This window comes from Streptomyces sp. NPDC028722 (assembly GCF_040637655.1).
Classification (GTDB): Bacteria; Actinomycetota; Actinomycetes; order Streptomycetales; family Streptomycetaceae; genus Streptomyces.
On the sequence record NZ_JBEZWU010000003.1, the window covers coordinates 449,674 to 474,210 of the forward strand.

Consider the following 24,537-nt stretch of genomic DNA (forward strand, 5'->3'; position numbering starts at 1 on the left):
GCGGCTCCCCGCGCCCGCACGTGGTCAGCCGGCCGAGATCCGGTCCAGGATCCACCGGCCCAGCTCTTCGGTCATGACGGTGTGCCCCTCGTTCTCACTGGCACACAGGAACTCGTCCAGCTCGCTGGCCTCCGGGTCGACCTTGCCGTACAGCATGTGCCGGTCGTCGATGTCGCCCGCGGCCACGGCGCTGACGGTGGGGACGAACACGCTGGCGTTGTAGACCAGTTCGGCCGGCTTGCGGTCGAGCGTCTCGGCCAGCATGGCGGCGGTGCCGAAGTTGGCGGGGTTGCCGGGCAGGCCGGGTGTCACGGGGAACAGACCGCCGGGGGCGCCGTCGATGTCGGGCAGGCCGTCGGTGCGGACCACGACCGACTCCTTGTTCGCCCCGTGCAGGTTGGCGACGACCGGGTTGCCGATGTCCTGGGTGAAGAGTTCGGTGCCGTTCAGGACGGGACCCGTGCTGCTCATCGCGGACACACCCTTGGGGATGGCGTTACCGATGCCGTTGCCCGCGCCGTTGGCGACACCGAGCAGCCGGACGTTGGTCGGCCAGCTGCCGACCCGAGCGAGTTCGTCGAGGAAGTCGGTGCGCGCCCGGGCCTGGTCCGCGGCACCCTCGGGGGTCTCGATGTGCCAGCGCAGCAGCTGGCGCGCGGCCGGGCTGTTGACCATCGTGGAGAAGCGGCCGAGCAGCTCACCGACCAGGGGCATCCCGCCCCAGTGCTGCCGCACGTAGTGCGCGAACGCCTGCACGCCGATGGGGAGCCACGCGCCGCGGTGCGGGGTGTCGTACGAGATGTAGGTCTCGGTCTCGTGACGGAAGCCCTCGCTCTCCAGCTTGGCCAGGGCGTAGCGGGTGACCAGGCCACCCATGCTGAAGCCGCCCACCGTCAGCGGGGCGGAGCCTTCGCGGTCGTCGATCGCCTTCTTGATGCACTCGATCGCGACGGCGGCGTTGTCGAGGATCGACGCGGACCGCTCGTCGAAACCGAGGAGCACGAGGTCGTGGCCCTGCTCGCGCAGCGCGGTGACGAACGGGAACGCGCCGTTCTCCAGACCGTCGTACAGGGCGTCCACGTTGCTCTTCCCGAGGGAGAACCCGTCGGCGAGGATCACCGGCCGCTTGACCTGCGTCTGGTCCGCAGAGCTGTAGAACACCCAGGCGGTGCCGCCGTCCAGCGGCCAGTGGGTGTCATAGGGGGCGGCGGCCAGGGCTCGCGGGGCGGCTTCCGGGGGGCTGAGGGGGGTGAAGATGCTGACAACGGGCGTGGACATGCGGCGGACTCCTCTGCGTCATGCTCGCGGTACCGAGCGTGATCACAATCTCGCAACAAACACCGCCGTGACCTCGGAACTTGCCGACATCACTCCTTTGGCCGCCCCCCTGATCGGAGTCCTCACCGGGTGGGATCATCTACGGACGGACAAGATCGTCATAGCCGTCCCGCCGGGGGAGGCGGGTTGCTCGGTCACCATCACCGGCTCGGACTTCGCCGGCGGAGCCACCGCCGGTGGCCGGTCAGCACCCGCACCCGGTAGCTCCGCCCGGGACGGGACGCGCGCCCATCCGGTCGGCGTCGGCCTTGACGACGTAGACCTCCCACGGCTCCTTGCCGGGGCCGTGGACCCACACCTTGTCCTGGAGGGCGTAGCAGCAGGACGTGTCGTTCTCCTCGAAGGTCGCGAGCCCCGCGTCCTTGAGGCGGGTGGCGGCGGCGGTGACCTCGTCGGTGGTGTCGACCTCGACGCCGAGATGGTCGAGGCGGGTCTCCTGGCCGGGCTCGCCCTCGATGAGGACGAGCTTGAGCGGCGGGGCGGTGATCGCGAAGTTCGCGTAACCGGGGCGCCGCTTGGCGGGCTCGACACCGAACAGCTTGGAGTAGAAGACGACGGACGCCTCGAGGTCCGCGACGTGGAGCGCGAGCTGGACACGGGACATGACGGTCACTCCGATCAGGTTGGATCGATGCCTGTCGATGCAACCTTGCGCCTTGGATCGAAGAACGTCAACATAGAGGCATGTCGAAACAAGAGGTCGTGGTGCTCGGCCGGGACGACGCCGACGGATGCTGTCCCGGCCTGCTGACCGCTCCCCTGGACGAGGTCCGGGCCGAGACGCTGGCGAAGGTGTTCAAGGCGCTGGGCGACCCGGTGCGGCTGCGGCTGCTGTCACTGATCGCCTCACGGGCGGGCGGCGAGGTCTGCGTCTGCGACCTCACCCCCGCCTTCGACCTGTCGCAGCCCACGATCTCCCATCACCTCAAGCTGCTGAGGCAGGCCGGACTGATCGGCTCCGAGCGGCGCGGGACGTGGGTGTACTACCGGCTGCTGCCCGAGATGACCGACCAGCTGGCCGCGGTCCTCACCCGCCCCACCGGAGCACCCCTGCCCGGGTCCGCCGGGGCCGCCTCGTGAGCACCGGCACCGCCGCGTCCGCCGGACCGGTCGCCGGCCGGCTGTCGTTCCTGGACCGGTTCCTCGCCCTGTGGATCCTCGCCGCGATGGCCGCCGGCCTCGGCCTGGGCCGCCTCGTCCCGGGCCTGGGGGACGCGCTCGCGAAGGTGACCGTCACCGGGGTCTCGCTGCCGATCGCGCTCGGGCTGCTGGTGATGATGTACCCGGTCCTGGCGAAGGTCCGCTACGACCGCCTCGACACCGTCACCCGCGACCGCCGCCTGCTGATCCCGTCGCTGGTGCTGAACTGGATCGTCGGCCCGGCGCTGATGTTCGCGCTCGCCTGGCTCTTCCTGCCGGACCTGCCCGAGTACCGCACCGGGCTGATCATCGTCGGCCTCGCCCGCTGCATCGCCATGGTCGTCATCTGGAACGACCTCGCCTGCGGCGACCGCGAGGCCGCCGCCGTCCTGGTGGCGCTGAACTCCGTGTTCCAGGTGATCGCGTTCTCCGCGCTGGGCTGGTTCTACCTCAGCGTGCTGCCCGGCCGGCTCGGACTGGAGCAGACCGCGCTGCACGTGTCGGTGTGGGAGATCACCCGCTCCGTACTGATCTTCCTCGGCATCCCGCTGCTGGCCGGATTCCTCACCCGCCGCGTCGGCGAGAAGGCCAAGGGCCGTACCTGGTACGAGACGAAGCTGATCCCCCGGATCGGCCCGTTCGCCCTGTACGGGCTGCTGTTCACCATCGTCGTGCTCTTCGCCCTCCAGGGCGACGCCATCACCTCCCAGCCGCTGGACGTCGCCCGGATCGCGCTGCCGCTGCTGGCGTACTTCGCGCTGATGTGGGCCGGGTCCATGGCCGCCGGCCGCACGGTCGGACTCGATCACCCGAGGGCGACGACGCTGGCGTTCACCGCCGCGGGCAACAATTTCGAGCTGGCCGTCGCGGTCGCCATCGCCACGTTCGGCGCCACCTCCGGGCAGGCCCTCGCCGGAGTCGTCGGCCCCCTCATCGAGGTACCCGTCCTGATCGGCCTGGTGTACGTCGCCCTCGCCGCCCGCCGCTTCTTCCCCCAGCCCGCCCCGGTGGCCGAACCGGTCACCGCTCCGGAAGGTTCCGCCCGTGTCTGAGCCCAAGCCGTCCGTGCTGTTCGTGTGCGTCCACAACGCCGGACGCTCCCAGATGGCCGCCGCCTTCCTCACCCACCTCTCCCACGGCCGGGTCGAGGTACGGTCCGCCGGCTCCGCACCGGCCGATGCCGTGAACCCGGCCGCCGTACAGGCGATGGCGGAGGCCGGCATCGACATGTCGGCCGAGACACCGAAGGTACTGACCGTCGAGGCCGTGCGGGCGTCCGACGTGGTGATCACGATGGGCTGCGGCGACACCTGCCCCGTCTTCCCCGGCAAGACCTACCTCGACTGGAACCTCGACGACCCCGCCGGCCAGGGCGTCGAGGCCGTCCGCCCGATCCGCGACGAGATCGAGCGGCGCACCCGAACCCTGCTCACCACACTCCTGCCGGAACCCGCCTGACTGCACCCGACTCCGTCGCGGTACGTGTGCTGGAGCCGGTGAGCGCGCCGGTGCGGGTGTGGCGACCACCATGCGCCGCCGGGTCCTGGACGAACACGTGTGGTCCGAACCGCTCGACGAAGCCGGGTTCACCGGGCAGGGGGACGGCTTCGGATGAGCGCGCGCACCCTCGCCCGGTCATGACGTGGCGCGGAAAGCCCCGGATATGCTTCGCGCCCGCTCGTCCCGCTCGGTACGGTCTCGGGCGGTCGATCCCGACATTTCCGACGCTGAGAGCAGGTTTCCTCAATGGCATGTCGTATCAGTGAACTCGTGCTCGGTTGCCGCGACCCCGAGGTGCTGGCGCGGTTCTGGTGCGAGGTCCTGGACTTCGTCGTACTCGGCCGCGAGGAGGACGGCAGCCTCGAGATCGGGCCGCGCGACGGGTTCGGCGGGCCGCAGCCGACCATCTTCCTCAGCCGCAGGGACGAGCCGGAGCCGGGGAAGTCCCGGCTGCACATCGACGTCAACCCCACCGACCGCGATCAGGACGCCGAGCTCGAACGCCTGCTGGGGCTCGGGGCGCGCCCGGCCGACATCGGCCAGACCGGCGAGGAGGAGTGGCACGTCCTCGCCGACCCCGAGGGCAACGAGTTCTGCCTCCTCAAGGCCCGCCTCAACCCGCTCTGACGGCGCTGCCCTAGTGGCCCAGCGCCCGTCCCAGCAGCCACACCACGGGTGCCGCCGCCGACAGGGGCAGGGCCACGCCGGCCGTGAAGTGGACGAAGCGGGACGGGTAGTCGTAGCTCGCGACCCGGTGGCCGATCAGCGCGCACACCCCGGCGGCCCCGCCCAGCAGCGCCCCCGTCGTACCGAAACCGGTCATCGAGCCGACGGCGATCCCCGCGCCCGCCGCGGCCAGCACGGACACTGCGACCGACGCCGGGGTCGGCAGGGGCAGGGCGCGGGCCAGGACGGCCACCGCGACCGCCGCCGCGCCCACCGACACCGCGTGCGCGCCGGCGGCCAGGAACCCGGTCGCCAGCACGGCGAGCGCCGCCGAGGCGACCGTCGCCATCAGGCCGTATATCCGCTCGTCCGCCGAGGCGTGCGAGCGCAGCTGGAGGACGAGGGACAGCAGGACCCACAGGCCGAGCGAACCGAGGATGGCCACCAGGGCGTGGTCGGGGCCGGCCGCCAGGACGGCCACGTCGGCCGTCAGCGCGCCCGCGAAGGCCAGCGCGATGCCCTGCCGGGCCGGCCACATGCCGTTCAGCCGGAACCAGCCCGCCGCCGTCACCGCCTGGAGCACCACGAGCGGCACGACGAGCGCGTAGGAGGCGACCGGCGCCGTCACGGCCAGCAGCAGGCCCAGTACGGCGGTGAGCGCCGCGGGCTGCATGCCGGGCTCGATGACCGGTGAGCGGCCCTCCAGGCGGGCCCGCTGGGCGTCGGTGATCCGCGCGTTGCCGGCGAGGGTGGCGGGACCGTACTCCGGCGCCTCCTCGGCCTCCGGCGCGGGCGCGGGCGCGGGGGCAGGAGCAGGGGTGGGCGCCGGGATCCGGGCCGGTTCCGGGGCCGGTTCGGGGTGCTGCGCGGGGGCGTAGGCCTCCGCGTACGCGCCGCCGCCGTAGGAACCGCCGGCGTGGGAACCGCCGCCGTACGAGCCCTCGTACGGCGGGTACTGCTCCTGCTGGTGCCGCTCCTGCCCGTACGGCTGCCCGTACGGCTGCTGGTACGCCGGCTGGGGATACGGCTGCTGCTCCTGCCGCGGCGGATACGCCGGGTCCGGCAGCGGCGCGTGCGTCTGCGTCTCCCAGGTCTGACCCTGCCACTGCTGGGTGAGTTCCGGATCGTGCCCGGGCTGCTGCCCCTGCTGCGGTTCGTGCCCGGGCCAGTGCTGCTGGTTCTGATGCTGGTCGTAGCCCTCGTAGGGGCCGCCCTGGTACGGCTGGTCGGTCATGCTCATCCTCCTGCGAACGGCGGGAGCACCTCGACCGTGCCGCCCTCGGCCAGCCGTACCGTCTCATGCGCTCGGGTCCCGGCCGGGTCGCCGTCGACGAGGAAGGAGCACCGCTTCAGCACGCGCGTCAGCTCACCGGGGTGCCGTGCGCGCACGGCGGCCAGCGCGTCGGCCAGCGTGTCCGCCTCGTACGGCTCCTCGGCGACCTGGGCCGCGGCCTTGGCGGCGGCCCAGTACCGCACCGTGACCTTGGGCATCTCGATCCTCACTCGACGGCAGGAAAAGACATGGACAAAGACAGTGTGGGGTCAGGCTAGCCCGCCGCCGACACCGCCCAGTCCCCGATCCGGGCCAGCAGGGCCTCGTCCGCCGCGTTCTCCGCGTGGCCCATGCCCGCCTCGACCCAGAGTTCCGCGTGGTCACCGGCCGCCTCGGCGAGCATCCGGGGGTGGTCGAGGGGGAAGTAGCCGTCCCGGTCGCCGTGCACGACCAGCAGCGGGGTCGGGGCGATCCGCGGGACCGCCTGCACCGGGGAGAGCGGTACGGGGTTCCAGTCCCGGTGATGGATGCGCGTGCGCAGGCCGTAGCGGCCGACCAGGCGGCCCGCGGGACGGGTGACCAGCCAGTGCAGGCGGCGCATGGGGGCGGTGCCCCGGTAGTACCAGCGGGCCGGTGAACTCACCGAGACCACGGCGTCCACCGTGCCCGGGTGCAGCGCCGCGTGCCGCAGGACGACCGAGCCGCCCATGGAGAAGCCGACGGTCACCACGCGCGCGTGCCCGAGGCCGCGGGCCCACTCCACGGCGGCGGCGAGGTCCAGCACCTCCTTGTCACCGACCGTGGACCGGCCGCCGGAGCGTCCGTGGCCGCGGAAGGAGAAGGTGACGACCGCGCCGTGAGCGCGCAGGACGCGTGCCACCCGGCGCACGTGCGGCCGGTCCACGTCCCCGGTGAACCCGTGGGCGATCACGAACACCAGGTCACGGGCGGGTGCACGGGAGGCGTCCGGGGATGCCGAGGGCGCGGCGGCGCCGGGATCGTATACGGCCTCGACCGGAATTCCGTCGGGCGTGCGCAGGAACGTCCGGATAGGGCCCCGTCTGCCTGTCTCGGCATTCGGACGAATGGTGGAACCTGCCACATGACCTGCCGGACGGTTGCTCATGTGGGCTATTCTGCTGGGCAGAGGACTCGGGCAGCGTAGCCCCCGGGTCCTTTCGTGCTTTCGGAAGCGTTGTATACGAAGCGGGAAACCTCAGGTGACCGCAGGTGTACGGGGCCTTCGGGATCGCAGAGCAGTGCCGCACCGCACACGTCCTCGCAGGGACCGAGGAGGAACCAGACGTATGAGTTCTCTGCTGCTCCTGACCAACGCCCTCCAGCCGTCGACGGAGGTGCTTCCCGCCCTCGGCCTGCTTCTGCACCACGTGCGGGTCGCCCCGGCGGAGGGCCCCGCACTGGTCGACACCCCGGGCGCCGACGTGATCCTGGTCGACGGCCGCCGCGACCTCCCACAGGTGCGCAGCCTGTGCCAGCTGCTGCGCTCCACCGGACCCGGCTGTCCGCTGATCCTCGTGGTCACCGAGGGCGGCCTCGCCGCCGTCACCGCCGACTGGGGCATCGACGACGTGCTCCTCGACACCGCAGGTCCCGCGGAGGTCGAGGCGAGGCTGCGGCTGGCCATGGGCCGCCAGCAGATCGTCAACGACGACTCCCCGATGGAGATCCGCAACGGTGACCTCTCGGTGGACGAGGCGACCTACTCCGCCAAGCTCAAGGGCCGGGTCCTCGACCTGACCTTCAAGGAGTTCGAGCTGCTCAAGTACCTCGCCCAGCACCCGGGCCGGGTCTTCACGCGCGCCCAGCTGCTCCAGGAGGTGTGGGGCTACGACTACTTCGGCGGCACCCGGACGGTCGACGTGCACGTACGGCGGCTGCGCGCCAAGCTCGGCCCGGAGCACGAGTCGCTGATCGGGACCGTACGCAACGTCGGCTACCGCTTCGTGACGCCCGAGAAGCCCGAGCGGTCCGCCGACAAGAAGGAACGCCCCGCCGACGAGGCACAGGCCAGGACGGGGCGGGCCAAGACGGAGGACACGCCGACCGCCGTCCTGGACGGCGTCGAGATCCACGCCGAGGCGTAGGGCCGGGCGGCAGGGGCCGGGCGGGGTGCCCGGCCCGGCCGGCCGGGATGTGATACGCCCTGCCCAGGGCGGGTCAATCCGCGTAGACTCCGCGCGTGGCCAAGGTGACTCGGGATGATGTGGCACGGCTGGCGGGGACCTCCACCGCCGTCGTCAGTTACGTCATCAACAACGGACCCCGGCCGGTCGCACCGGCCACGCGCGAGCGTGTACTCGCCGCGATCAAGGAGCTGGGGTACCGGCCCGACCGGGTCGCCCAGGCGATGGCGTCCCGCCGCACGGACCTCATAGGCCTGATCATCCCGGACGCCCGCCAGCCCTTCTTCGGCGAGATGGCGCACGCGGTCGAGCAGGCCGCCTCCGAGCGCGGGAAAATGGTCCTCGTCGGCAACACCGACTACATCGGTGAACGCGAGGTCCACTATCTGCGCGCCTTCCTCGGCATGCGCGTCTCCGGGCTCATCCTCGTCTCCCACGCGCTGAACGACAGCGCCGCCGCCGAGATCGACGCCTGGGACGCCCGGGTGGTGCTGCTGCACGAACGCCCGGAGGCCATCGACGACGTCGCCGTGGTGACGGACGACCTCGGCGGAGCCCACCTCGCCGTGCGCCACCTGCTGGAACACGGCTACGAGTACGTCGCCTGCATGGGCGGCACGGCACAGACACCGGCCGTCGGCGACCCCGTGTCCGACCACGTCGAGGGCTGGCGGCGGGCCATGACCGAGGCGGGCCTGCCCACCGAGGGCCGGCTGTTCGAGGCGCCGTACAACCGTTACGACGCCTACCGCGTCGCCCTGGAGCTGCTCGCCGGCCCGCACCGGCCGCCCGCGGTGTTCTGCTCCACCGACGACCAGGCGATCGGCCTGCTGCGGGCCGCGCGCGAACTGCGCATCGACGTGCCCGGGCAGCTCGCGGTGGCCGGTTTCGACGACATCAAGGAGGCCGCGCTCGCCGACCCGCCGCTGACCACGGTCGCCTCCGACCGCTCGGCGATGGCCCGGGCGGCGGTCGACCTGGTGCTGGACGACGGGCTGCGCGTCGCCGGGTCGCGGCGCGAGCGGCTGAAGACGTTCCCGTCGCGGCTCGTGGTGCGGACCTCCTGCGGCTGCCTGGGCTGACCGGCCCCGGCCGCCCTTCATATCGGGCGAACGAGGTTCTGCCGGGCTTCTCAGGGTGCACTCAGGAAGCTCTCATGGTCGCGGGGGACTCTTCTGTCATGACCGAGAGCATCCGCCGCAGCGGCGAGTACGGGTACGGCGACACCCAGGGCGCGTACCCCCAGCAGCACAGCTACTCCGCTCCCGTGAACCCCGAGTGGCCGCCCCCGCCGCCGTACGCGCCGGTGCCGGCGGCCGGCGCCCCGCAGCCGGCGCCGCGGCAGAAGCGCCCCCGCAGGCCGGTGGCCCTGCTCGCGGCGGTCGCGATCGTCGCGGCGGCCGTCGGCGGCGGCACCGCGTACGCCTTCCAGGAGCTGGCCGGCCCGGACTCCGTCGCCGTGGCCGGCAGCAGCACCACCGTGGTGCCGGCCGCCAAGAAGGGCGACGTCGCCGCGATCGCCGCGGCGGTCAGCCCCAGCGTGGTCGAGATCAACGCGACGCTGAGCAACGGCACCTCCACCGGCTCCGGTGTGGTCATCACCTCCGGCGGCGAGATCGTCACCAACAACCACGTCATCTCCGGCGCCACCTCGGTCAAGGTGCGCACCAGCGACGGCAGAAGCTACCCCGCGCGGGTCGTCGGCACCGACAGCTCCAAGGACCTCGCCCTGATCAAGCTCCAGGGCGCCTCGGGTCTGAGGACGGCCGCGCTCGGCGACTCCGGCAGCGTCCAGGTCGGTGACACGGTCGTCGCGATCGGCTCCCCCGAGGGCCTGACCGGCACCGTCACCAGCGGCATCGTCTCCGCCCTGAACCGGGACGTCACCGTGCCCACCGAGGAGAGCCAGGGCCAGGGCCAGGGCGGCGACGGACAGTGGCCGTTCCAGTTCGGCGGCCGTGAGTTCAACGGCGACACCGGCTCGTCCACCACCACGTACAAGGCCATCCAGACCGACGCGTCCCTGAACCCCGGCAACTCCGGCGGTGCCCTGATCGACGCGAGCGGTCACATCATCGGCATCAACTCCGCGATGTACGCGTCGAGCGCGCAGTCGTCCTCGTCCTCGGACGCGGGCAGCGTCGGCCTCGGCTTCGCCATCCCCGTCAACACCGTCAAGTCCGACCTGGCCAAGCTCAGGGCGGGTGCACAGAACTGACGGCCGCCCGGCCGGCACCCGTCCGGCCGGTGTCCGTCCAGCCAGCAGGGAGCACGCCATGATCCAGCAGGTCACGCACCAGGAAGCGGGCCGCGGCCCGGCCGACCTGACCGTCGCCCTCTCGGTCGCGCACGAGCTGCACGCGGCCACCGGGACCGCCCGCGCCCCCGAGATCATCCCCGCCCGCGTCCCCGAGCTGATGGGCCTGCGCACCTCCGCCGCCCGGCCGCACCGGCGCAAGGTGCCGCTGAACCGGCTCAACACGATGCGCAGCCTGAGCACGCTCGGCGTCTGAGGCCCGGCCTGCCCGCTGTCCGGCCCGGGACCGTGCGAGGCTGGAAGCCCCCGACCGGGCCACCCACCACACCCCGAGGAACCGCGAGCGATGAGCCCCGCCGAAGGCGACCGTGACCCCCAGCGCATCCTGATCGTCGACGACGAACCGGCCGTACGCGAGGCACTCCAGCGCAGCCTCGCCTTCGAGGGGTACGACACCGAGGTCGCCGTCGACGGCGCGGACGCCCTGGACAAGGCCACCGCCTATCAGCCGGACCTGGTCGTCCTCGACATCCAGATGCCGCGCATGGACGGCCTGACCGCGGCCCGCCGCATCCGCGGCACCGGTGACACCACCCCCATCCTGATGCTCACGGCCCGCGACACGGTCGGGGACCGGGTCACCGGCCTGGACGCGGGCGCGGACGACTACCTGGTCAAGCCGTTCGAGCTGGACGAGCTCTTCGCCCGCATCCGCGCCCTGCTGCGCCGCAGCTCCTACGCGGTCACCGTGTCCGCCGAGGCCCAACAGGACGACGCCCTCACCTTCGCCGACCTGCGCATGGACCTGTCGACCCGGGAGGTGACGCGCGGTACGCGGCAGGTGGAACTGACCCGCACCGAGTTCACGCTCCTGGAGATGTTCATGGCCCATCCGCGCCAGGTCCTCACCCGCGAGCAGATCCTCAAGGCCGTCTGGGGCTTCGACTTCGAGCCGTCGTCCAACTCCCTCGACGTCTACGTCATGTACCTGCGCCGCAAGACCGAGGCCGGCGGCGAGCCCCGCCTCGTGCACACCGTGCGCGGCGTGGGATACGTCCTGCGCCAGGGCGGCGCCGAGTGAACCAGCTGGTGCGCCGCTACCGGGCGCTGCCGATCCGCGCCCGGCTGGCCATGCTGGTCGCGGCGGCGGTCGCGTTCGCGGTGGCGGCGGTCTCGGTGACGTGCTGGTTCATCGTGCAGGGCAAGCTGTACGACCAGCTGGACGAGGACTTGAAGAAGTCGCTGCGGGCCACGACACAGACCGACCAGCTCCGGGACACCCTCGAGCACTGCACCGACACCCCGCAGAGCAACGGCCTGTTCCGGGACCGGTACTCCCAGGTGGTCACCGAGGACGGCCAGGTCTGCCTGTTCGGTGGCGCCTCGGGCAGGATCCGGGTCACCCAGGGCGACAAGTCCGAGATCGCGGACCTGAAGCCCGGCGTCATCTACTTCCGCAACGGCACCGACAGCGAGGGCAACGAGCTGCGCGTGCTCACCCAGCCGTTCGGCCCCACCTCCACCGCGAGCGGCGGGCGCGGACCCAACATCGGCGTGCTCGTCGCCCTGCCGCTCAAGAGCACCGAGAAGACCCTCAACGACCTGGCCCTGGTCCTGCTCCTGGTGTCCGCGATCGGTGTCGTCGGCGCCGGAGCCGCCGGACTCGCGGTCGCCCGGGCCGGGCTGCGTCCGGTCGACAAGCTCACCGAGGCCGTGGAACACGTCGCCCGCACCGAGGACCTGACGATCCGCATCCCCGTCCAGGACGACAGCGAGGACGAGGTGGCCCGGCTCTCCCGGTCGTTCAACTCGATGACCGCCTCCCTGGCCAGCTCCCGCGACCTCCAGCAGCAGCTGATCGCGGACGCCGGCCACGAACTGCGCACACCCCTGACGTCGTTGCGCACGAACATCGAACTCCTCAGCCGCAGCGAGGAGACCGGCCGCCCGATCCCGCCGGCGGACCGCAAGGCGCTGCTCGCCTCGGTGAAGGCGCAGATGACCGAACTGGCCGCCCTCATCGGCGACCTCCAGGAGCTGTCCCGCACGGAGAACCAGCGCGGCGAGCGGGTCCAGGTCACCGCGTTCCAGGACGCGGTCGAGGCGGCCCTGCGCCGGGCACGGCTGCGCGGCCCGGAACTGAAGATCACCGCCGAGCTGGAGCCCTGGTTCGTCCGGGCGGAGCCCGCCGCGCTGGAGCGGGCGGTCGTCAACATCCTCGACAACGCGGTGAAGTTCAGCCCCGGTGGCGGCACGGTCGACGTGCGGCTGAGCGGGGGCGAGCTGACGGTCCGCGACCACGGACCCGGCATCCCCGAGGACGAACTTCCCTACGTCTTCGACCGGTTCTGGCGCTCCCCCAGCGCCCGCGCCCTGCCCGGCTCGGGCCTGGGCCTGTCGATCGTCGCCCGTACGGTCCGCCAGGCGGGCGGCCAGGTCACCCTGGCCCGCGCGGAGGGCGGCGGCACGGTGGCGGCCGTACGGCTGCCGGGAGCGCCGACCCCGCCGCCGGAGACACCCTGACGGTTCACTCCGGCCGGGGCATGGCACGCGACCATGCGTTGTCACCCGTCTGCGGCTGCTGGCAGAGCGGGCACTAAACCCGGAAGCCGAACCACCCCGTATGCCTTCGACTGCCTGCTAGGGTTGGCGTGACTATGACAACTACATGAACGGGGAAACCATGTGGTTCACCTGCAAGTCGAAACTCGTGACACTGGGCGGAGTCGCCGCCCTGACGGCCGGATTGCTGATGACGGGGGCAAGTCCGGCGCCCGCCGTCGCGGTCAACGACGACTTCAGCTTTTCTCGACCCCCGCTTGAAATCCAGGGCGTGTACGAAACCCTTGTAACGAACGAGACCAAGAACAAGACCGCCGGATATGCCCGGTGGATTTCGGATGGCGACAAGCTCATCGCGCACGATGGCCTGGCCGACGGATACGCCATCGTGGCTCACCTGAGCGATGGCCGGACGGCATCCACTCAAGGTATTGAGAGCCCGGCAACGGGCACTGCCACTGGCGACCTGCCGGAGAACCATACCTACAAAATGTGGGTGTGCGCCGTAAAGGGCTCCTTCAGCCGCTGCTCCCCCGAGCGCGACGTGAAGTCCTGATCGAAGGGCCAAGAGGACCCCTCTTCTCGGCACCAGAGAATCCGATCAGGACGCCTCAACGAGACTGCTGTTTCGTCATGCTCAGTGGGTCTGACCTAGTGGTGAAAATCTCTTTGCCATGGCCTGGGGGAGGTTGAGCGGCTCGGGGGCCAGTTCGTTTTCGATGTTTTCGCCTCGGTGCCACGGCGGTGCTCACCCGGCCCCTCCTCCAGCGCCCGTGCCCTGCCCGACTCGGGCCTCGGCCTGTCGATCGTCGCCCGTACGGTCCGCCAGGCGGGCGGCCAGGTCACCCTGGCCCGCGCGGAGGGCGGCGGCACGGTGGCGGCCGTACGCAAGGGCTTCCTGATCGCCAGCTCGGCCGTGACCGGCGACGTCGCCGACCGCTCCTTCTACCTGGGGGCGGCCCCGGCACGCCGGCGGCGACCACCCTTGACCCCGCAGACCACCGTCCGCGACACCACGCTGAGCGCCGCCGTCCGGTCCGCACCGTGCACCGACATGAGCGGTTTCTCCTGGAAGGACGACCGCTTCGCCGAATACCGCAACACCGGCCCCGGCGCGGGCGCGGCTAGCACCGACCGCCCCTAGCTCAGCGACGCCCGCACGGCGGACGAGGATGTCGTCGACTGGCTCGGCGACTGGACGCCCGCCGCGTCCTGAACCCACCGGTCCCCGATACACCGGTGGCTCCGCACCCGCCGTCGCGGATGCGGAGCCACCAGGGGTTCATCCGGCTCTCACCGCACGACGGTGATCCGGTCGGCCTTCGGCGGGGCGATCGGGCCGCTCGCCGACGAGTGCGCCGTCAGATAGTCCGCCAGGGCGGTCAGGTCGTCGCCGCCCACCAGGTCGCCCGTGCCCTGCCCCAGCGTCGGGAAGCCGTCGCCGCCGCCCGCGAGGAAGCTGTTGGTGGCGACGCGGTAGGTGGCCGCCGGGTCGACCGGCGTGCCGTTCAGCCGGATCGAGTCCGTCACCACGCGGTCCGCGCCCGACTTCGTCAGGTCCAGCGTGTACGTCAGCCCCGCCGACGGCTGGAGGATCTTCGGCGCCGCCTCGTTGACCCCGCTCACCTGCTCCTTCAGCACCTGGATCAGCTGGGCGCCGGTGAAGTCCTGGAGGTTGACGGTGTTGGCGAACGGCTGGACCGTGAAGCCCTCGGCGTAGGTGACCACGCCGTCGCCCTCGGTGCCCTTGGCCGCGTAGGTCAGGCCGGCCCGCACCCCGCCGGGGTTCATCAGGGCCAGGCTGGTCCTCGGGTCGAGTGCGCGGCCGTGGGCGAGCTGCGCGTCGGCGATCAGGTCGCCCATCGGGGACTCGGTGCCGGTGTTGTCGACGTCGGCGGAGATGTAGCCGATGGGGCGGTTGCCGATGGGGGCCGCCAGGGTGTTCCAGCGGGAGATCAGGTCGGTCATGTCCGGCGCCCTGGGGACGTCCCGGGTGACCACGTGGTTCGCGGACCTCACCGCCGTACGCGCGATGTCGCCGGTGCGGCGGTCGTACGTCAGTGTGGTGTCCGTGTAGAGCCGGCCGAAGGAGGCCGCGGAGGTCACCATGCGGGGCCGGCCGGACGGGTCGGGGACCGTGCAGACGTACGCCTGGTGGGTGTGGCCGGTGACCAGGGCGTCCACCGCCGGGGTGACGTTCCTGGCGATGTCCACGATCGGGCCGGACAGGCCGGCGCCGGCGCCCGGGGAGTCGCAGTCGTAGTTGTAGGTGCCGGAGGCCGGGTAGCCGCCCTCGTGGATGAGGGCCACGATCGACTGCACGCCCCGGCGCTGGAGCACCTTGGCGTACTTGTTGATGGTGTCGGCCTCGTCCTTGAAGGTCAGTCCCTTGACGCCGTCCGCCGAGACGATGCCCGGGGTGCCCTTGAGCGTGACGCCGATGAAGCCGATGCGGACGTCCTTCTTCTTCCAGATCCAGTACGGCTTCAGGATCGGCTTGCCGGTCTTGTCGTCCGTGACGTTCGCGGCCAGGTACGGGAAGTCCGCGCCCCGGAACCTCTTGCCGGTGTAGCAGCCGTCCGTGGGGTGGCAGCCGCCGTTCTGGAGGCGGGCCAGCTCCCGGGCGCCCTCGTCGAACTCGTGGTTGCCGACCGAGGTGACGTCCAGGTCCAGCTTGTTCAGCGCCTCGACGGTCGGCTCGTCGTGGAACAGGCCCGACAGCAGCGGGGAGGCGCCGACCATGTCTCCGCCGGCGGCGGTGATCGAGTACGGGTGGCCCGCACGGGCCTGGCGGAGATGGGTGGCGAGGTACTCGACACCGCCCGCGTCGACCGTCCTGGTCGTACCGTCCGGCTGGAGTTCGCTGACCCGGCCGGAGGAGCCGGCCGGGGGCTCCAGGTTGCCGTGCAGGTCGTTGAAGGAGAGCAGCTGCACGTCCTGGTAGCGGCCGGGACGGCTCCCGCCGTCGTGCGCGTCCGCCGGGAGCGCGGCGGTGAGCGCGGCCATCGTGGCGAGGCCTGCGGCGGTGGCGAGAAGACCGTACGTGCGACGTCCGGTGCGCCGGGGCGCGGCTGGCATGGGGACCCCCCTGTGGGTCGGCTGTGCTGGCTCGGCGCAGCCTAGGGTCAACGCGCGTAGCGCGACAGGGGGTTCGGGGTCACATCCTGGTTTCGGCACTTCCCGGCGCCCGCCCCGTACCCTCGTACGCATGAGCAGCGACGACACCGTAGGGGCCTTCCCCTCCCGCTCCATCGAGACCTACTCCGCGCTCACCCCGGACCGGGCCGAGGCCGTGCTGCACCTGCTCGGCGAGGCCGCCCGGGTGGACGGGCAGCAGCCGGTGTCCGAGCAGGGCCGGCTCCAGCTGCGCGGAGGTGCCCGCCCGGGCGTCTCCCATCTGCTGCTGACCGTCGACGGGGAGCCCGCCGGCTACGCCCAGCTGGAGGACACCGACCCGGTGGAGGCGCCGGCCGCCGAGCTCGTCGTGCACCCGGCGCACCGCGGGCACGGGCACGGCCGGGCGCTGGGCTCGGCCCTGCTCGCCGCCTCCGGCAAGCGGCTGCGGGTGTGGGCGCACGGCGGGCACCCGGCCGCTCGGCACCTCGCCCAGGTCCTCGGGCTGACCTTGTTCCGCGAACTGCGCCAGATGCGCCGCTCGTTGACCGACCTGGAGCTGCCCGCCCCGACACTGCCCGAGGGCGTGACCGTACGCGCCTTCGTGCCCGGCAAGGACGACGCGGCCTGGCTCGCGGTGAACGCCGCCGCCTTCGCCCACCACCCGGAGCAGGGCTCGCTGACCCAGCGGGACCTGGACGCCCGCAAGGCCGAGCCGTGGTTCGACCCGGCCGGTTTCTTCCTCGCCGAGCGGGCCGGGGAGCTGATCGGCTTCCACTGGACCAAGACGCACGCCGAGGAGGGGCTGGGCGAGGTGTACGTCGTCGGCGTGCGCCCCGGCGCGCAGGGCGGCGGCCTCGGCAAGGCCCTCACCACGATCGGCCTGCGCCACCTGGCCGCCCAGCAGCTGCCGGCCGCGATGCTCTACGTCGACGCCGACAACAAGGCGGCGGTGTCGGTCTACGAACGCCTGGGCTTCCGGGTCCACGAGACGGACCTGATGTACCGCACGGAGACGTGAGCCCCGCCCGCCGCACCCGCGCGTGAGGGACCCCGGCGGCATCCGGAGCCGGGGTCCGGCGTACCGGAGTTGACTTCGGCGCGCCCTTGCACCACCCTTTCACTACTTGATTAGTGAAAGGGTGGTGTAGCGATGGTCGAATACCGCATCGACCGGCACAGCGGCGTGGCCACCTACGTGCAGATCGTCCAGCAGACCAAACAGGCCCTCCGCATGGGCCTGCTGGAACCGGGCGACCGGCTGCCCACGGCACGCGAAGTGGTGGAGGCCACCGCCATCAACCCCAACACCGTCCTGAAGGCCTACCGGGAGCTGGAACGCGAGGGCCTGGTGGAGGCGCGGCGCGGACTCGGCACCTTCGTGCGCCGGTCCCTCGGCACCGCCCCCGCCGACTCCCCGCTGCGCACCGAACTGGAGCAGTGGGCGCGCGACGCCCGCGCCGCCGGGCTGGAGCGGGACGACGTGGCCGCACTCTTCACCGCCGTACTCGACAAGCACTTCCAGGGAGATCCGTCATGAGCAGCGACACGGCGTTGAGGGCCGAGGCTCTCGGCAAACGGTTCGGCCGCCGTGGGGCCTGGGCCCTGCGGGACTGCTCGTTCCGGCTGCCCACCGGGCGTGTGTGCGCCGTCGTCGGCCCCAACGGCGCCGGCAAGTCCACGCTGCTGGCCCTGGCCGCCGGCCTCACCGCCCCCACCGAGGGCACCGTGAGCGTCCTCGGCACCACACCCGCCGCGGCCCGCCCCCGGATCGGCTTCGTCGCCCAGGACAAGCCGCTCTACCCGCAGCTCACCATCGCCGAGACCCTGCGCATGGGCGCCGACCTCAACCCCGGCCACTGGGACACGTCCGTCGCCGAGCAGGTCGTCGCGGGCGGCGACCTGGACCCGAAGGCCCGCGTCCGCTCCCTGTCCGGCGGCCAGCGCACCCGCGTCGCGCTCGCCCTCGCCCTCGGCAAGCGGCCCGGCCTGCTGCTCCTCGACGAGCCCATGGCCGACCTGGACCCGCTGGCCCGGCACGAGCTGATGGGCACGCTGATGGCGGACGCCGCCCAGTACGGCACCACCATCGTCATGTCGTCGCACGTCGTCGCCGAGCTGGAGGACTCCTGCGACCACCTGCTGCTGGTCGGCGGCGGCCGGATCCGGCTGGCCGGCGAGATCGACGACCTGCTCGCCGCCCATCTGCGGGTGACCGGCGCCGCCGACACCACCGCCCTCGGCGGGCACACCGTGGTGGAGTCCCGGGTCACCGGCCGCCAGCTCACCGCGCTGATCCGCCCGGCCGCCCCGCTCCCCGGCGACTGGCGCACCTCCGCCCCCTCACTGGAGGACCTGGTCCTCGCCCACCTGCGCAACCCCGGCGCGCCGGGCCTCACCGAGGAGAGTGCCGCATGACCGCCACCGTGACCGGCACCGCCCCGGCGCCGGCCGCCACGAGCCCGCGCCTGTCCCGCTGGGTGCTGCGCCTGCACCGGCCCGCGCTGTACGGGTGGGCGGCCCTGGTGCTCGCCCTGGCGGCCCTGCTGCTCGCCCTGCGCGGCCCGCTCGCCGACGCCGCCGCCGAGGCCTGGCGGCAGTACGACGCCTGCGCCGGTGAGCGGTGCCACTACGACCAGGCCGCGATCCTGCGCTACAAGGACTACTACGGCTACGCCACCCTCGCGCTGAACGCGCTGCCCCTCCTGGTGGCCGCCTGGGCCGGCGCCGCCCTCACCGGCCGGGAACTGGAGTCCGGCACCGCCCTGCTGTCCTGGACGCAGGGCGCGTCACCGGCACGCTGGCTGGCGGTCCGGCTGGCCGTGCCGGCCCTCGCCGTCACCGCCGGGACCACGCCGCTTTTCTGGCTGCACCACCTGGCCTGGAACGCGGGCCACGGCCGCATCGACACCGCCAAGCCGTGGTCCGACCGCTGGACCTTCCACGCGGGCGGCCCCAGCATCGTCGCCCTGACCCTCGCCGGACTCGCCGCCGGCGCCCTCGCCGGGCTGCTGCTCCGCCGTACCCTGCCCGCGCTCCTGGTCGGCACGGTCGTCGCCGCCGGCGTGCGGGGCCTGGCCGAGATCGCGCTGCCGCACCTGTGGCCCGCCGTCACCCGCGTCTCCACGATGGACCAGGGATTCGCCGGCTCCGGCCTCACCGTCGACCAGGGCGTGATCACCCGTACCGGCGCCCACGTGCCCGTCCCCCAATGCGGCTCCTTCGAGGCCTGCCAGAACGCGTACGCCGGATTCACCGGGCACTGGAACACCTACCACCCCTTCTCCCACTACTGGCCGCTCCAGCTCACCACCAGCGCGCTGGTCCTCGCCGTGGCCGGGCTGCTCGTCCTCGGCTGCTTCCTGGCCCTGCGCCGGCTGACCGGACCGGCCACGGCCACCACCGCGGGCAGGACCGCCACCGGAGGAACCGCCGCATGACCCTCTCGCCCGCCACCGCCCACCCGGCCGCCGGCCGCCCGGCCATCGGCCGCACCCTGCTGCGGCTGCACCGCCCGGCCCTGCTCGTGTGGACCGCGTTCGTGGTCCTCACGGCCGGCGGACTGCTCTGGGTCCACTGCTCGGCGGCTCCCCGGGACCGGTCCTGCGTGCCCGGACGCTGGTGCGTGTACACCGCGTTCACCGACACCAGCAACGTCATGAACCTCCTCGGCGAAGCCCTCTCCTACACCCCCTGCGCGGTGGCCGCCTGGGCCGGGGCCGCCCTCGTCGGCCGCGAACTGGAGTCCGGCACCGCCGCGCTCGCCTGGACCCAGGGCGCCACCCCGGTCCGCTGGCTGACCGCGAAACTGGCCACGGCCGCGGTGCCCCTGCTCGCCGGCACCGCCGTGCTCGCCCTGGTGTACAACACGGTGTGGTCCGCCGACCAGGACGTCTTCGTCACCCACTGGGCCTGGGACCGCGTCTTCGTCCCGCGCGGCCCGCTGCTGCCCGCGCTCACGCTGTGCGCGCTGGCCACGGGCGCCCTCGCCGGCCTGGCCCTGCGCCGTACGCTCCCCGCGCTCGCCGCCGCCTGCGCCGCCACCCTGGCCGTACGGCTGTACCTGCGCGAGCTGTGGCTGCCGCTACGCGGCCCGCTGCACGGCTTCTGGCCGCTGCACCTGGCCGCCACCGGCATGGCCCTCGCCCTGACCGCACTCGCCACCACCGCCGCCTACGCGGTCCTGCGCCGCCGGTCCGCCTGAGCCCTCCGGTCCGCCCCGAGTCCTCCGGCCCGCCCGAATCCCTCCGCCGCGCGCGCCCGGTCCGGTACGCCACCGCACGTACCGGACCGGGCCTTTTCACGACCGAGAACCCCTTCGGGCCGCCCCGCGCTATCCCGCACGTCATGTCTCCGTAACCGCTGATTCAGACGGGCTTGCGACGCTCGGCCAATGAAGCCCGCCGTGCCAGAATCTTCGCCGCCCCCCGAGGGGCCCGCGGGGAACGGGGCCGTGACGCTCCCGCCCGCACGTTCCGACGCGCCTGTGTCACCCGCCGCGCGGAAGAATGGGTTCATGAGCCAGTCAGACACCCAGGCGGAAGTCCAGCACCCCCAGCCCTCCGTGGGCTCCCTCGCCGCGCACCGCCCGCACACCGTGGCGGCCGCGGTCTCCGATCTGGAACCCGACATCGACGCGGACCTCGACGCGTACGAGGAGTCACAGGCCGGCGGCAGCCCACTGCCCCAGGGCCGCTTCCTCGACCGGGAACGCAGCTGGCTGGCCTTCAACGAACGCGTCCTGGAACTGGCCGAGGACCCGGCCACCCCCCTGCTGGAGCGCGCCAACTTCCTCGCGATCTTCGCCAGCAACCTCGACGAGTTCTTCATGGTCCGGGTGGCCGGCCTCAAGCGCCGCATCGCCACCGGCGTCGCCACCCGCTCCGCCTCCGGCCTCCAGCCGCGCGAGGTCCTGGAGATGATCTGGGCCCGCTCCCGCGAGCTGATGGCCCGGCACGCCGCCTGCTACCACGAGGACATCGCCCCCGCGCTCGCCGAGGAGGGCATCCACCTCGTCCGCTGGAACGAGCTGGCCGAGAAGGAGCAGGCACGGCTCTTCACCCTCTTCCGGCACCAGATCTTCCCCGTCCTCACCCCGCTGGCCGTGGACCCCGCGCACCCCTTCCCGTACATCTCCGGTCTCTCCCTGAACCTGGCCGTGATCGTACGCAACCCCGTCAGCGGCCACCGGCACTTCGCGCGGGTGAAGGTGCCGCCGCTGCTGTCCCGCTTCCTGGAGAGCAGCCCCGGCCGCTACGTCCCCATCGAGGACGTCATCGCCGCCCACCTGGAAGAGCTGTTCCCGGGCATGGAGGTGCTGGAGCACCACACCTTCCGCCTCACCCGCAACGAGGACCTGGAGGTCGAGGAGGACGACACCGAGAACCTCCTCCAGGCCCTGGAGAAGGAACTCATGCGGCGCCGCTTCGGCCCGCCCGTGCGCCTGGAGGTCGAGGAGTCCATCGACCGCGAGGTGCTCGACCTCCTCGTGCGCGAGCTGAAGATCTCCGAGGCCGAGGTGTACCCGCTGCCGGGCCCCCTCGACCTCACCGGCCTCTTCCGCATCCACTCCCTGGACCGGCCGGAGCTGAAGTACCGCAAGTTCGTCGCCGGCACCCACCGCGACCTCGCCGAGGTCGAGTCAGCGTCCGCGCCCGACGTCTTCGCGGCCCTGCGCGCCCGGGACGTGCTCCTGCACCACCCGTACGACAGCTTCTCCACCTCCGTGCAGGCCTTCCTGGAGCAGGCGGCGGCCGACCCGGACGTCCTCGCCATCAAGCAGACCCTGTACCGCACCTCCGGCGACTCCCCCATAGTCGACGCGCTCATCGACGCCGCCGAGTCCGGCAAGCAGGTCCTCGTCCTGGTCGAGATCAAGGCCCGCTTCGACGAGCACGCCAACATCAAGTGGGCGCGCAAGCTGGAGGAGGCCGGCTGCCATGTCGTCTACGGCCTGGTCGGCCTGAAGACCCACTGCAAGCTGTCCCTCGTGGTCCGCCAGGAGGGCGACACCCTGCGCCGGTACAGCCACGTCGGCACCGGCAACTACCACCCGAAGACGGCCCGCCTCTACGAGGACCTCGGCCTCCTCACGGCCGACCCCCAGGTCGGCGCGGACCTCTCCGACCTCTTCAACCGGCTGTCCGGCTACTCGCGCCGCGAGACCTACCGCCGGCTCCTCGTCGCCCCCAAGTCCCTGCGCGACGGCCTGATCGCGCGGATCGACAAGGAGGCCCAGCACCACCGGGCCGGCCGGACCGCGTTCGTCCGCATCAAGGTCAACTCGATGGTGGACGAGGCGGTCATCGACGCGCTGTACCGGGCGTCCCAGGCGGGCGTACCGGTCGACATCTGGGTCCGCGGCATCTGCGCCGTCCGCCCCGGCGTCGCGGGCCTGTCGGAGAACATCCGGGTCCGCTCCATCCTCGGCCGCTTCCTCGAACACTCCCGGGTGTTCGCCTTCGGCAACGGCGGCGAACCCGAGGTGTGGTTCGGCAGCGCCGACATGATGCACCGCAACCTCGACCGCCGGATAGAAGCCCTGGTCCGGGTCGTCGACCCCGGCCACCGGGCGGCCCTGGACCGGCTGCTGGACACCGGCATGTCCGACACCACGGCCTCCTGGCACCTCGGCCCCGACGGCGAGTGGACCCGGCACGCGACCGACACGGACGGCCAGCCCCTGCGCAACGTCCAGGAGATGCTCATAGACGCCCGGAGGCGCCGGCGTGGCACAGCGACACCCTGACCCGACGGACACCCCGCCCCTCACGGTCACCGGGGACGCCCTCGCGGGCTACCTGCGTGCCCAGGCCACGGAGTTCCTCCGCGCCCTGCGGCTGCACCGGGAGACCGGGGGCCAGAGCGGAAGCGCCCCCGCCCGGGCGCGCGCGGGCGGCGGAGGCACGGGCGTGGGCCCGAACGGCGCGGAGGCGTCCGTCGACGCCGCCCGCGCCCTGCGCCGCTCGGCCCGCCGCATCAGCGGCAGCCTGCACACCTTCCGCCCCCTGGTCGACCCCGACTGGTCCGAGGAGATGCGCCCGGAACTGGCCTGGCTGTCGGGCACGCTGGGCCTGGAGCACGCCTACGAGGCCCGGCTGGAGCGGCTGCTGCTGGCGTTGCAGCGGCTGTCGGGAGCGGTGGTGTTCCCCGGGCGTACGGTGACCCCGGCCGCCGTCGGCCCCTCGGGCCCCGACCGCCCGACGGCGACAGCGGAGCGCAGCGCCCTCACGGTCGGCGCGGCCAAGGCGGGCGCCCTGCTCGAACGCCAGCTCACCCTGGCCCGGACCCGGGCCCACTCCACGGCCCTCCAGGCCCTCGGCTCCTCCCGTTTCCACGCCGTCGCGGACAAGGTCGCCCTGCTCGCCAGCGAGGTGCCCCTCGCCCCGGCCGCCCCCACCACCGCCCTGCACACGCTCGCCGCGGCGGCCGAGGAACGCCTCACGGACGCCGTCGCCGCCCTCCCTCTGGTCACCGCCGGCCACCCCTACAACGCGGAGGCCCTGGTCCACGGCCTGTCCCCGGACCCGTCACCGCACGCCCAGGACGGCCCCTGGCACCAGGTCCGCCTCCTGCTGCGCCTGCACCGGTACGCCCACGAGGTCCTGCACGGCCCCGGCACCGCCGCCCCCGTGGACGTACGCCTGCTGACCGCGGGCCAGGCCCTCAACCGCCACCGGGACGCCTCGGAGGCGGCAGCCGCGGCGGCCCAGGCGGCCCGCACCCCCCGCATCACCCCGGCCACGGCCTACGCCCTCGGCGTCCTCCACGCCGACCAACGCCACGAGGTGGAAGCATCCCGCTTCACCTTCCAGCGAACCTGGCAGAACCACACGGCCACCACCCCCTGAGCCACGGGAGCGCCCGACGGCGGGGAACCCGCCCCGCAAAACCGCCCGGAGCCCGGGACCGCCCAGACCCACCGGCCGCGCGGAGCGACGGTATTGAGCCCCGGCACCGGACCGGGACGTGGCCACCCGTAGGCCGGGCGGCCGGCCGCGGCCGCAGCGCCGGGCGCCGAGCGGCCGAGCGGCCGAGCGGCCGAGGGCCACCATGCCCACCGGCCGCGCGGAGCGGCGGGATCGAGCCTCGGCGCCGGGCCGGGACGTGGGCATCCCGCGGGCCGGGCGGCCGGCCGCGGGGCCGCAGCGCCGGGCGCCGGCGCGCGGGTGGAGCCCCATCACCGAGCCGAGGTGTGAACGACCTCACGGCCCAGGCAGCCGGAGGTGAGTTACGCACCCCGGCACCGGCGTCCGGCAGCCTGCCATGTCCACCGGCCGCGCGGAACGGCGGGGTTCAGCCCCGGCGCCGGACCGGGGCGCGGGCACCCCGTGGGCTGGCCTGGCCAACCACTGCCGCACCGCCGGGGCAGCCACCGAGTGGCCGAGGGCCTGCCGTGTTCATCGGCCGCGCGGAACGGCGGGATTCAGCCCCGGCGCCGGGCCGGGGCGCGGGCGCCCCCCGGGTCAGGCGGCCAGCCGCAGGCCGCAGCGCCGGGCGCCGGACACCGAGTGGCCGGGCCAGGCGCACTCGGTGGGCGCCGT

General features: G+C 72.8%; 24 protein-coding genes and 1 pseudogene. 19 read left to right on the forward strand and 6 right to left on the reverse strand.

Annotated elements, in window-relative coordinates:
• Positions 1-24 precede the first annotated feature (24 nt).
• Together AB0F03_RS07375 and AB0F03_RS07380 are read right to left on the reverse strand one after the other, a co-directional pair.
• On the reverse strand, positions 25-1,278 hold the full coding sequence (locus AB0F03_RS07375) for a hypothetical protein (protein ID WP_361987407.1): 1,254 nt from the start codon (positions 1,276-1,278) through the stop codon (positions 25-27).
• A gap of 244 nt (positions 1,279-1,522) precedes the next feature.
• The gene (locus AB0F03_RS07380; protein ID WP_361987409.1) at positions 1,523-1,942 is read right to left on the reverse strand and encodes an ArsI/CadI family heavy metal resistance metalloenzyme; all 420 of its coding nucleotides are present in this window, start codon (positions 1,940-1,942) and stop codon (positions 1,523-1,525) included.
• Between the two features lie 80 nt (positions 1,943-2,022).
• Here AB0F03_RS07380 and AB0F03_RS07385 point away from each other — a divergent pair, with 80 nt between their 5' ends.
• From AB0F03_RS07385 to AB0F03_RS07400, 4 genes are all read left to right on the forward strand, one after another.
• Positions 2,023-2,418 carry a metalloregulator ArsR/SmtB family transcription factor gene (locus AB0F03_RS07385; protein WP_361987410.1) on the forward strand — a complete coding sequence of 132 codons (396 nt, stop codon included), beginning with the start codon at positions 2,023-2,025 and terminating at the stop codon, positions 2,416-2,418.
• Positions 2,415-3,530 carry an ACR3 family arsenite efflux transporter gene (arsB, locus tag AB0F03_RS07390; protein ID WP_361987412.1) on the forward strand — a complete coding sequence of 372 codons (1,116 nt, stop codon included), beginning with the start codon at positions 2,415-2,417 and terminating at the stop codon, positions 3,528-3,530. The genes AB0F03_RS07385 and arsB overlap by 4 nt, the downstream gene beginning before the upstream one ends.
• Entirely contained in the window at positions 3,523-3,936 is a 414-nt protein-coding gene (locus AB0F03_RS07395; RefSeq protein WP_361987414.1) for an arsenate reductase ArsC, read from the forward strand. Before arsB ends, AB0F03_RS07395 begins: the two co-directional genes overlap by 8 nt.
• A gap of 288 nt (positions 3,937-4,224) precedes the next feature.
• Positions 4,225-4,605 (forward strand): VOC family protein, encoded by a 381-nt coding sequence (locus AB0F03_RS07400; protein WP_361987416.1) that lies wholly within the window; start codon positions 4,225-4,227, stop codon positions 4,603-4,605.
• Positions 4,606-4,615: 10 nt separating this feature from the next.
• Here the strand turns inward: AB0F03_RS07400 and AB0F03_RS07405 are convergent, their stop codons facing one another.
• Genes AB0F03_RS07405 through AB0F03_RS07415 form a run of 3 tightly spaced genes read right to left on the reverse strand, consistent with a single transcriptional unit; the run spans position 4,616 to position 7,043 of the window.
• On the reverse strand, positions 4,616-5,878 hold the full coding sequence (locus AB0F03_RS07405; protein ID WP_361987418.1) for a hypothetical protein: 1,263 nt from the start codon (positions 5,876-5,878) through the stop codon (positions 4,616-4,618).
• Between the two features lie 2 nt (positions 5,879-5,880).
• On the reverse strand, positions 5,881-6,135 hold the full coding sequence (locus AB0F03_RS07410) for a MoaD/ThiS family protein (RefSeq protein ID WP_356818073.1): 255 nt from the start codon (positions 6,133-6,135) through the stop codon (positions 5,881-5,883).
• A 56-nt stretch (positions 6,136-6,191) separates the two neighbouring features.
• Positions 6,192-7,043 (reverse strand): alpha/beta fold hydrolase, encoded by an 852-nt coding sequence (locus tag AB0F03_RS07415; protein WP_361987420.1) that lies wholly within the window; start codon positions 7,041-7,043, stop codon positions 6,192-6,194.
• Positions 7,044-7,224: 181 nt separating this feature from the next.
• Here AB0F03_RS07415 and AB0F03_RS07420 point away from each other — a divergent pair, with 181 nt between their 5' ends.
• The 8 genes and pseudogenes from AB0F03_RS07420 to AB0F03_RS07455 all read left to right on the forward strand — a co-directional run.
• Positions 7,225-8,022 (forward strand): response regulator transcription factor, encoded by a 798-nt coding sequence (locus AB0F03_RS07420; RefSeq protein ID WP_361987422.1) that lies wholly within the window; start codon positions 7,225-7,227, stop codon positions 8,020-8,022.
• A gap of 95 nt (positions 8,023-8,117) precedes the next feature.
• Positions 8,118-9,143, forward strand: coding sequence for a LacI family DNA-binding transcriptional regulator (locus AB0F03_RS07425; RefSeq protein WP_361987423.1), 1,026 nt, complete (start codon positions 8,118-8,120; stop codon positions 9,141-9,143).
• A gap of 98 nt (positions 9,144-9,241) precedes the next feature.
• Positions 9,242-10,279 carry a trypsin-like peptidase domain-containing protein gene (locus tag AB0F03_RS07430; RefSeq protein WP_361987425.1) on the forward strand — a complete coding sequence of 346 codons (1,038 nt, stop codon included), beginning with the start codon at positions 9,242-9,244 and terminating at the stop codon, positions 10,277-10,279.
• 58 nt (positions 10,280-10,337) lie between these two features.
• Complete coding sequence (locus tag AB0F03_RS07435) at positions 10,338-10,574, forward strand: hypothetical protein (protein WP_361987427.1); 237 nt, start codon at positions 10,338-10,340, stop codon at positions 10,572-10,574.
• 90 nt (positions 10,575-10,664) lie between these two features.
• Entirely contained in the window at positions 10,665-11,399 is a 735-nt protein-coding gene (locus AB0F03_RS07440) for a response regulator transcription factor (RefSeq protein WP_361987428.1), read from the forward strand.
• Positions 11,396-12,841, forward strand: coding sequence for a HAMP domain-containing sensor histidine kinase (locus AB0F03_RS07445; protein WP_361987430.1), 1,446 nt, complete (start codon positions 11,396-11,398; stop codon positions 12,839-12,841). The genes AB0F03_RS07440 and AB0F03_RS07445 overlap by 4 nt, the downstream gene beginning before the upstream one ends.
• Positions 12,842-12,986: 145 nt before the next feature.
• The gene (locus tag AB0F03_RS07450) at positions 12,987-13,436 is read left to right on the forward strand and encodes a hypothetical protein (protein WP_361987432.1); all 450 of its coding nucleotides are present in this window, start codon (positions 12,987-12,989) and stop codon (positions 13,434-13,436) included.
• A 315-nt stretch (positions 13,437-13,751) separates the two neighbouring features.
• A pseudogene (locus AB0F03_RS07455) lies at positions 13,752-14,096 on the forward strand (pectate lyase); the annotation flags it as partial.
• Between the two features lie 77 nt (positions 14,097-14,173).
• Here the strand turns inward: AB0F03_RS07455 and AB0F03_RS07460 are convergent.
• Complete coding sequence (locus tag AB0F03_RS07460; RefSeq protein WP_361987434.1) at positions 14,174-15,958, reverse strand: bifunctional metallophosphatase/5'-nucleotidase; 1,785 nt, start codon at positions 15,956-15,958, stop codon at positions 14,174-14,176.
• A 130-nt stretch (positions 15,959-16,088) separates the two neighbouring features.
• Here AB0F03_RS07460 and mshD point away from each other — a divergent pair, with 130 nt between their 5' ends.
• From mshD to AB0F03_RS07495, 7 genes are all read left to right on the forward strand, one after another.
• Positions 16,089-17,015 (forward strand): mycothiol synthase, encoded by a 927-nt coding sequence (gene mshD, locus AB0F03_RS07465; RefSeq protein WP_361987436.1) that lies wholly within the window; start codon positions 16,089-16,091, stop codon positions 17,013-17,015.
• A 132-nt stretch (positions 17,016-17,147) separates the two neighbouring features.
• Positions 17,148-17,534 carry a GntR family transcriptional regulator gene (locus AB0F03_RS07470; protein ID WP_361987438.1) on the forward strand — a complete coding sequence of 129 codons (387 nt, stop codon included), beginning with the start codon at positions 17,148-17,150 and terminating at the stop codon, positions 17,532-17,534.
• The gene (locus AB0F03_RS07475; protein ID WP_361987440.1) at positions 17,531-18,412 is read left to right on the forward strand and encodes an ABC transporter ATP-binding protein; all 882 of its coding nucleotides are present in this window, start codon (positions 17,531-17,533) and stop codon (positions 18,410-18,412) included. Before AB0F03_RS07470 ends, AB0F03_RS07475 begins: the two co-directional genes overlap by 4 nt.
• The gene (locus AB0F03_RS07480) at positions 18,409-19,434 is read left to right on the forward strand and encodes an ABC transporter permease (RefSeq protein ID WP_361987441.1); all 1,026 of its coding nucleotides are present in this window, start codon (positions 18,409-18,411) and stop codon (positions 19,432-19,434) included. Before AB0F03_RS07475 ends, AB0F03_RS07480 begins: the two co-directional genes overlap by 4 nt.
• The gene (locus AB0F03_RS07485) at positions 19,431-20,198 is read left to right on the forward strand and encodes a hypothetical protein (protein ID WP_361987443.1); all 768 of its coding nucleotides are present in this window, start codon (positions 19,431-19,433) and stop codon (positions 20,196-20,198) included. The genes AB0F03_RS07480 and AB0F03_RS07485 overlap by 4 nt, the downstream gene beginning before the upstream one ends.
• Before the next feature lie 312 nt (positions 20,199-20,510).
• The gene (locus AB0F03_RS07490; protein WP_361987445.1) at positions 20,511-22,742 is read left to right on the forward strand and encodes an RNA degradosome polyphosphate kinase; all 2,232 of its coding nucleotides are present in this window, start codon (positions 20,511-20,513) and stop codon (positions 22,740-22,742) included.
• Complete coding sequence (locus tag AB0F03_RS07495; protein ID WP_361987446.1) at positions 22,723-23,844, forward strand: CHAD domain-containing protein; 1,122 nt, start codon at positions 22,723-22,725, stop codon at positions 23,842-23,844. The genes AB0F03_RS07490 and AB0F03_RS07495 overlap by 20 nt, the downstream gene beginning before the upstream one ends.
• Positions 23,845-24,537 lie beyond the last annotated feature (693 nt).

What these genes read in the sequence shown, in the direction of transcription:
- AB0F03_RS07375 (WP_361987407.1), bottom strand. Translation starts at nt 1,278, where the DNA reads ATGTCCACGCCCGTTGTCAGCATCTTCACCCCCCTCAGCCCCCCGGAA.
- AB0F03_RS07380 (WP_361987409.1), bottom strand. Translation starts at nt 1,942, where the DNA reads ATGTCCCGTGTCCAGCTCGCGCTCCACGTCGCGGACCTCGAGGCGTCC.
- AB0F03_RS07385 (WP_361987410.1), top strand. Translation starts at nt 2,023, where the DNA reads ATGTCGAAACAAGAGGTCGTGGTGCTCGGCCGGGACGACGCCGACGGA.
- AB0F03_RS07400 (WP_361987416.1), top strand. Translation starts at nt 4,225, where the DNA reads ATGGCATGTCGTATCAGTGAACTCGTGCTCGGTTGCCGCGACCCCGAG.
- AB0F03_RS07405 (WP_361987418.1), bottom strand. Translation starts at nt 5,878, where the DNA reads ATGACCGACCAGCCGTACCAGGGCGGCCCCTACGAGGGCTACGACCAG.
- AB0F03_RS07410 (WP_356818073.1), bottom strand. Translation starts at nt 6,135, where the DNA reads ATGCCCAAGGTCACGGTGCGGTACTGGGCCGCCGCCAAGGCCGCGGCC.
- AB0F03_RS07415 (WP_361987420.1), bottom strand. Translation starts at nt 7,043, where the DNA reads ATGAGCAACCGTCCGGCAGGTCATGTGGCAGGTTCCACCATTCGTCCG.
- AB0F03_RS07420 (WP_361987422.1), top strand. Translation starts at nt 7,225, where the DNA reads ATGAGTTCTCTGCTGCTCCTGACCAACGCCCTCCAGCCGTCGACGGAG.
- AB0F03_RS07430 (WP_361987425.1), top strand. Translation starts at nt 9,242, where the DNA reads ATGACCGAGAGCATCCGCCGCAGCGGCGAGTACGGGTACGGCGACACC.
- AB0F03_RS07435 (WP_361987427.1), top strand. Translation starts at nt 10,338, where the DNA reads ATGATCCAGCAGGTCACGCACCAGGAAGCGGGCCGCGGCCCGGCCGAC.
- AB0F03_RS07440 (WP_361987428.1), top strand. Translation starts at nt 10,665, where the DNA reads ATGAGCCCCGCCGAAGGCGACCGTGACCCCCAGCGCATCCTGATCGTC.
- AB0F03_RS07450 (WP_361987432.1), top strand. Translation starts at nt 12,987, where the DNA reads ATGAACGGGGAAACCATGTGGTTCACCTGCAAGTCGAAACTCGTGACA.
- AB0F03_RS07460 (WP_361987434.1), bottom strand. Translation starts at nt 15,958, where the DNA reads ATGCCAGCCGCGCCCCGGCGCACCGGACGTCGCACGTACGGTCTTCTC.
- mshD (WP_361987436.1), top strand. Translation starts at nt 16,089, where the DNA reads ATGAGCAGCGACGACACCGTAGGGGCCTTCCCCTCCCGCTCCATCGAG.
- AB0F03_RS07470 (WP_361987438.1), top strand. Translation starts at nt 17,148, where the DNA reads ATGGTCGAATACCGCATCGACCGGCACAGCGGCGTGGCCACCTACGTG.
- AB0F03_RS07475 (WP_361987440.1), top strand. Translation starts at nt 17,531, where the DNA reads ATGAGCAGCGACACGGCGTTGAGGGCCGAGGCTCTCGGCAAACGGTTC.
- AB0F03_RS07480 (WP_361987441.1), top strand. Translation starts at nt 18,409, where the DNA reads ATGACCGCCACCGTGACCGGCACCGCCCCGGCGCCGGCCGCCACGAGC.
- AB0F03_RS07485 (WP_361987443.1), top strand. Translation starts at nt 19,431, where the DNA reads ATGACCCTCTCGCCCGCCACCGCCCACCCGGCCGCCGGCCGCCCGGCC.
- AB0F03_RS07490 (WP_361987445.1), top strand. Translation starts at nt 20,511, where the DNA reads ATGAGCCAGTCAGACACCCAGGCGGAAGTCCAGCACCCCCAGCCCTCC.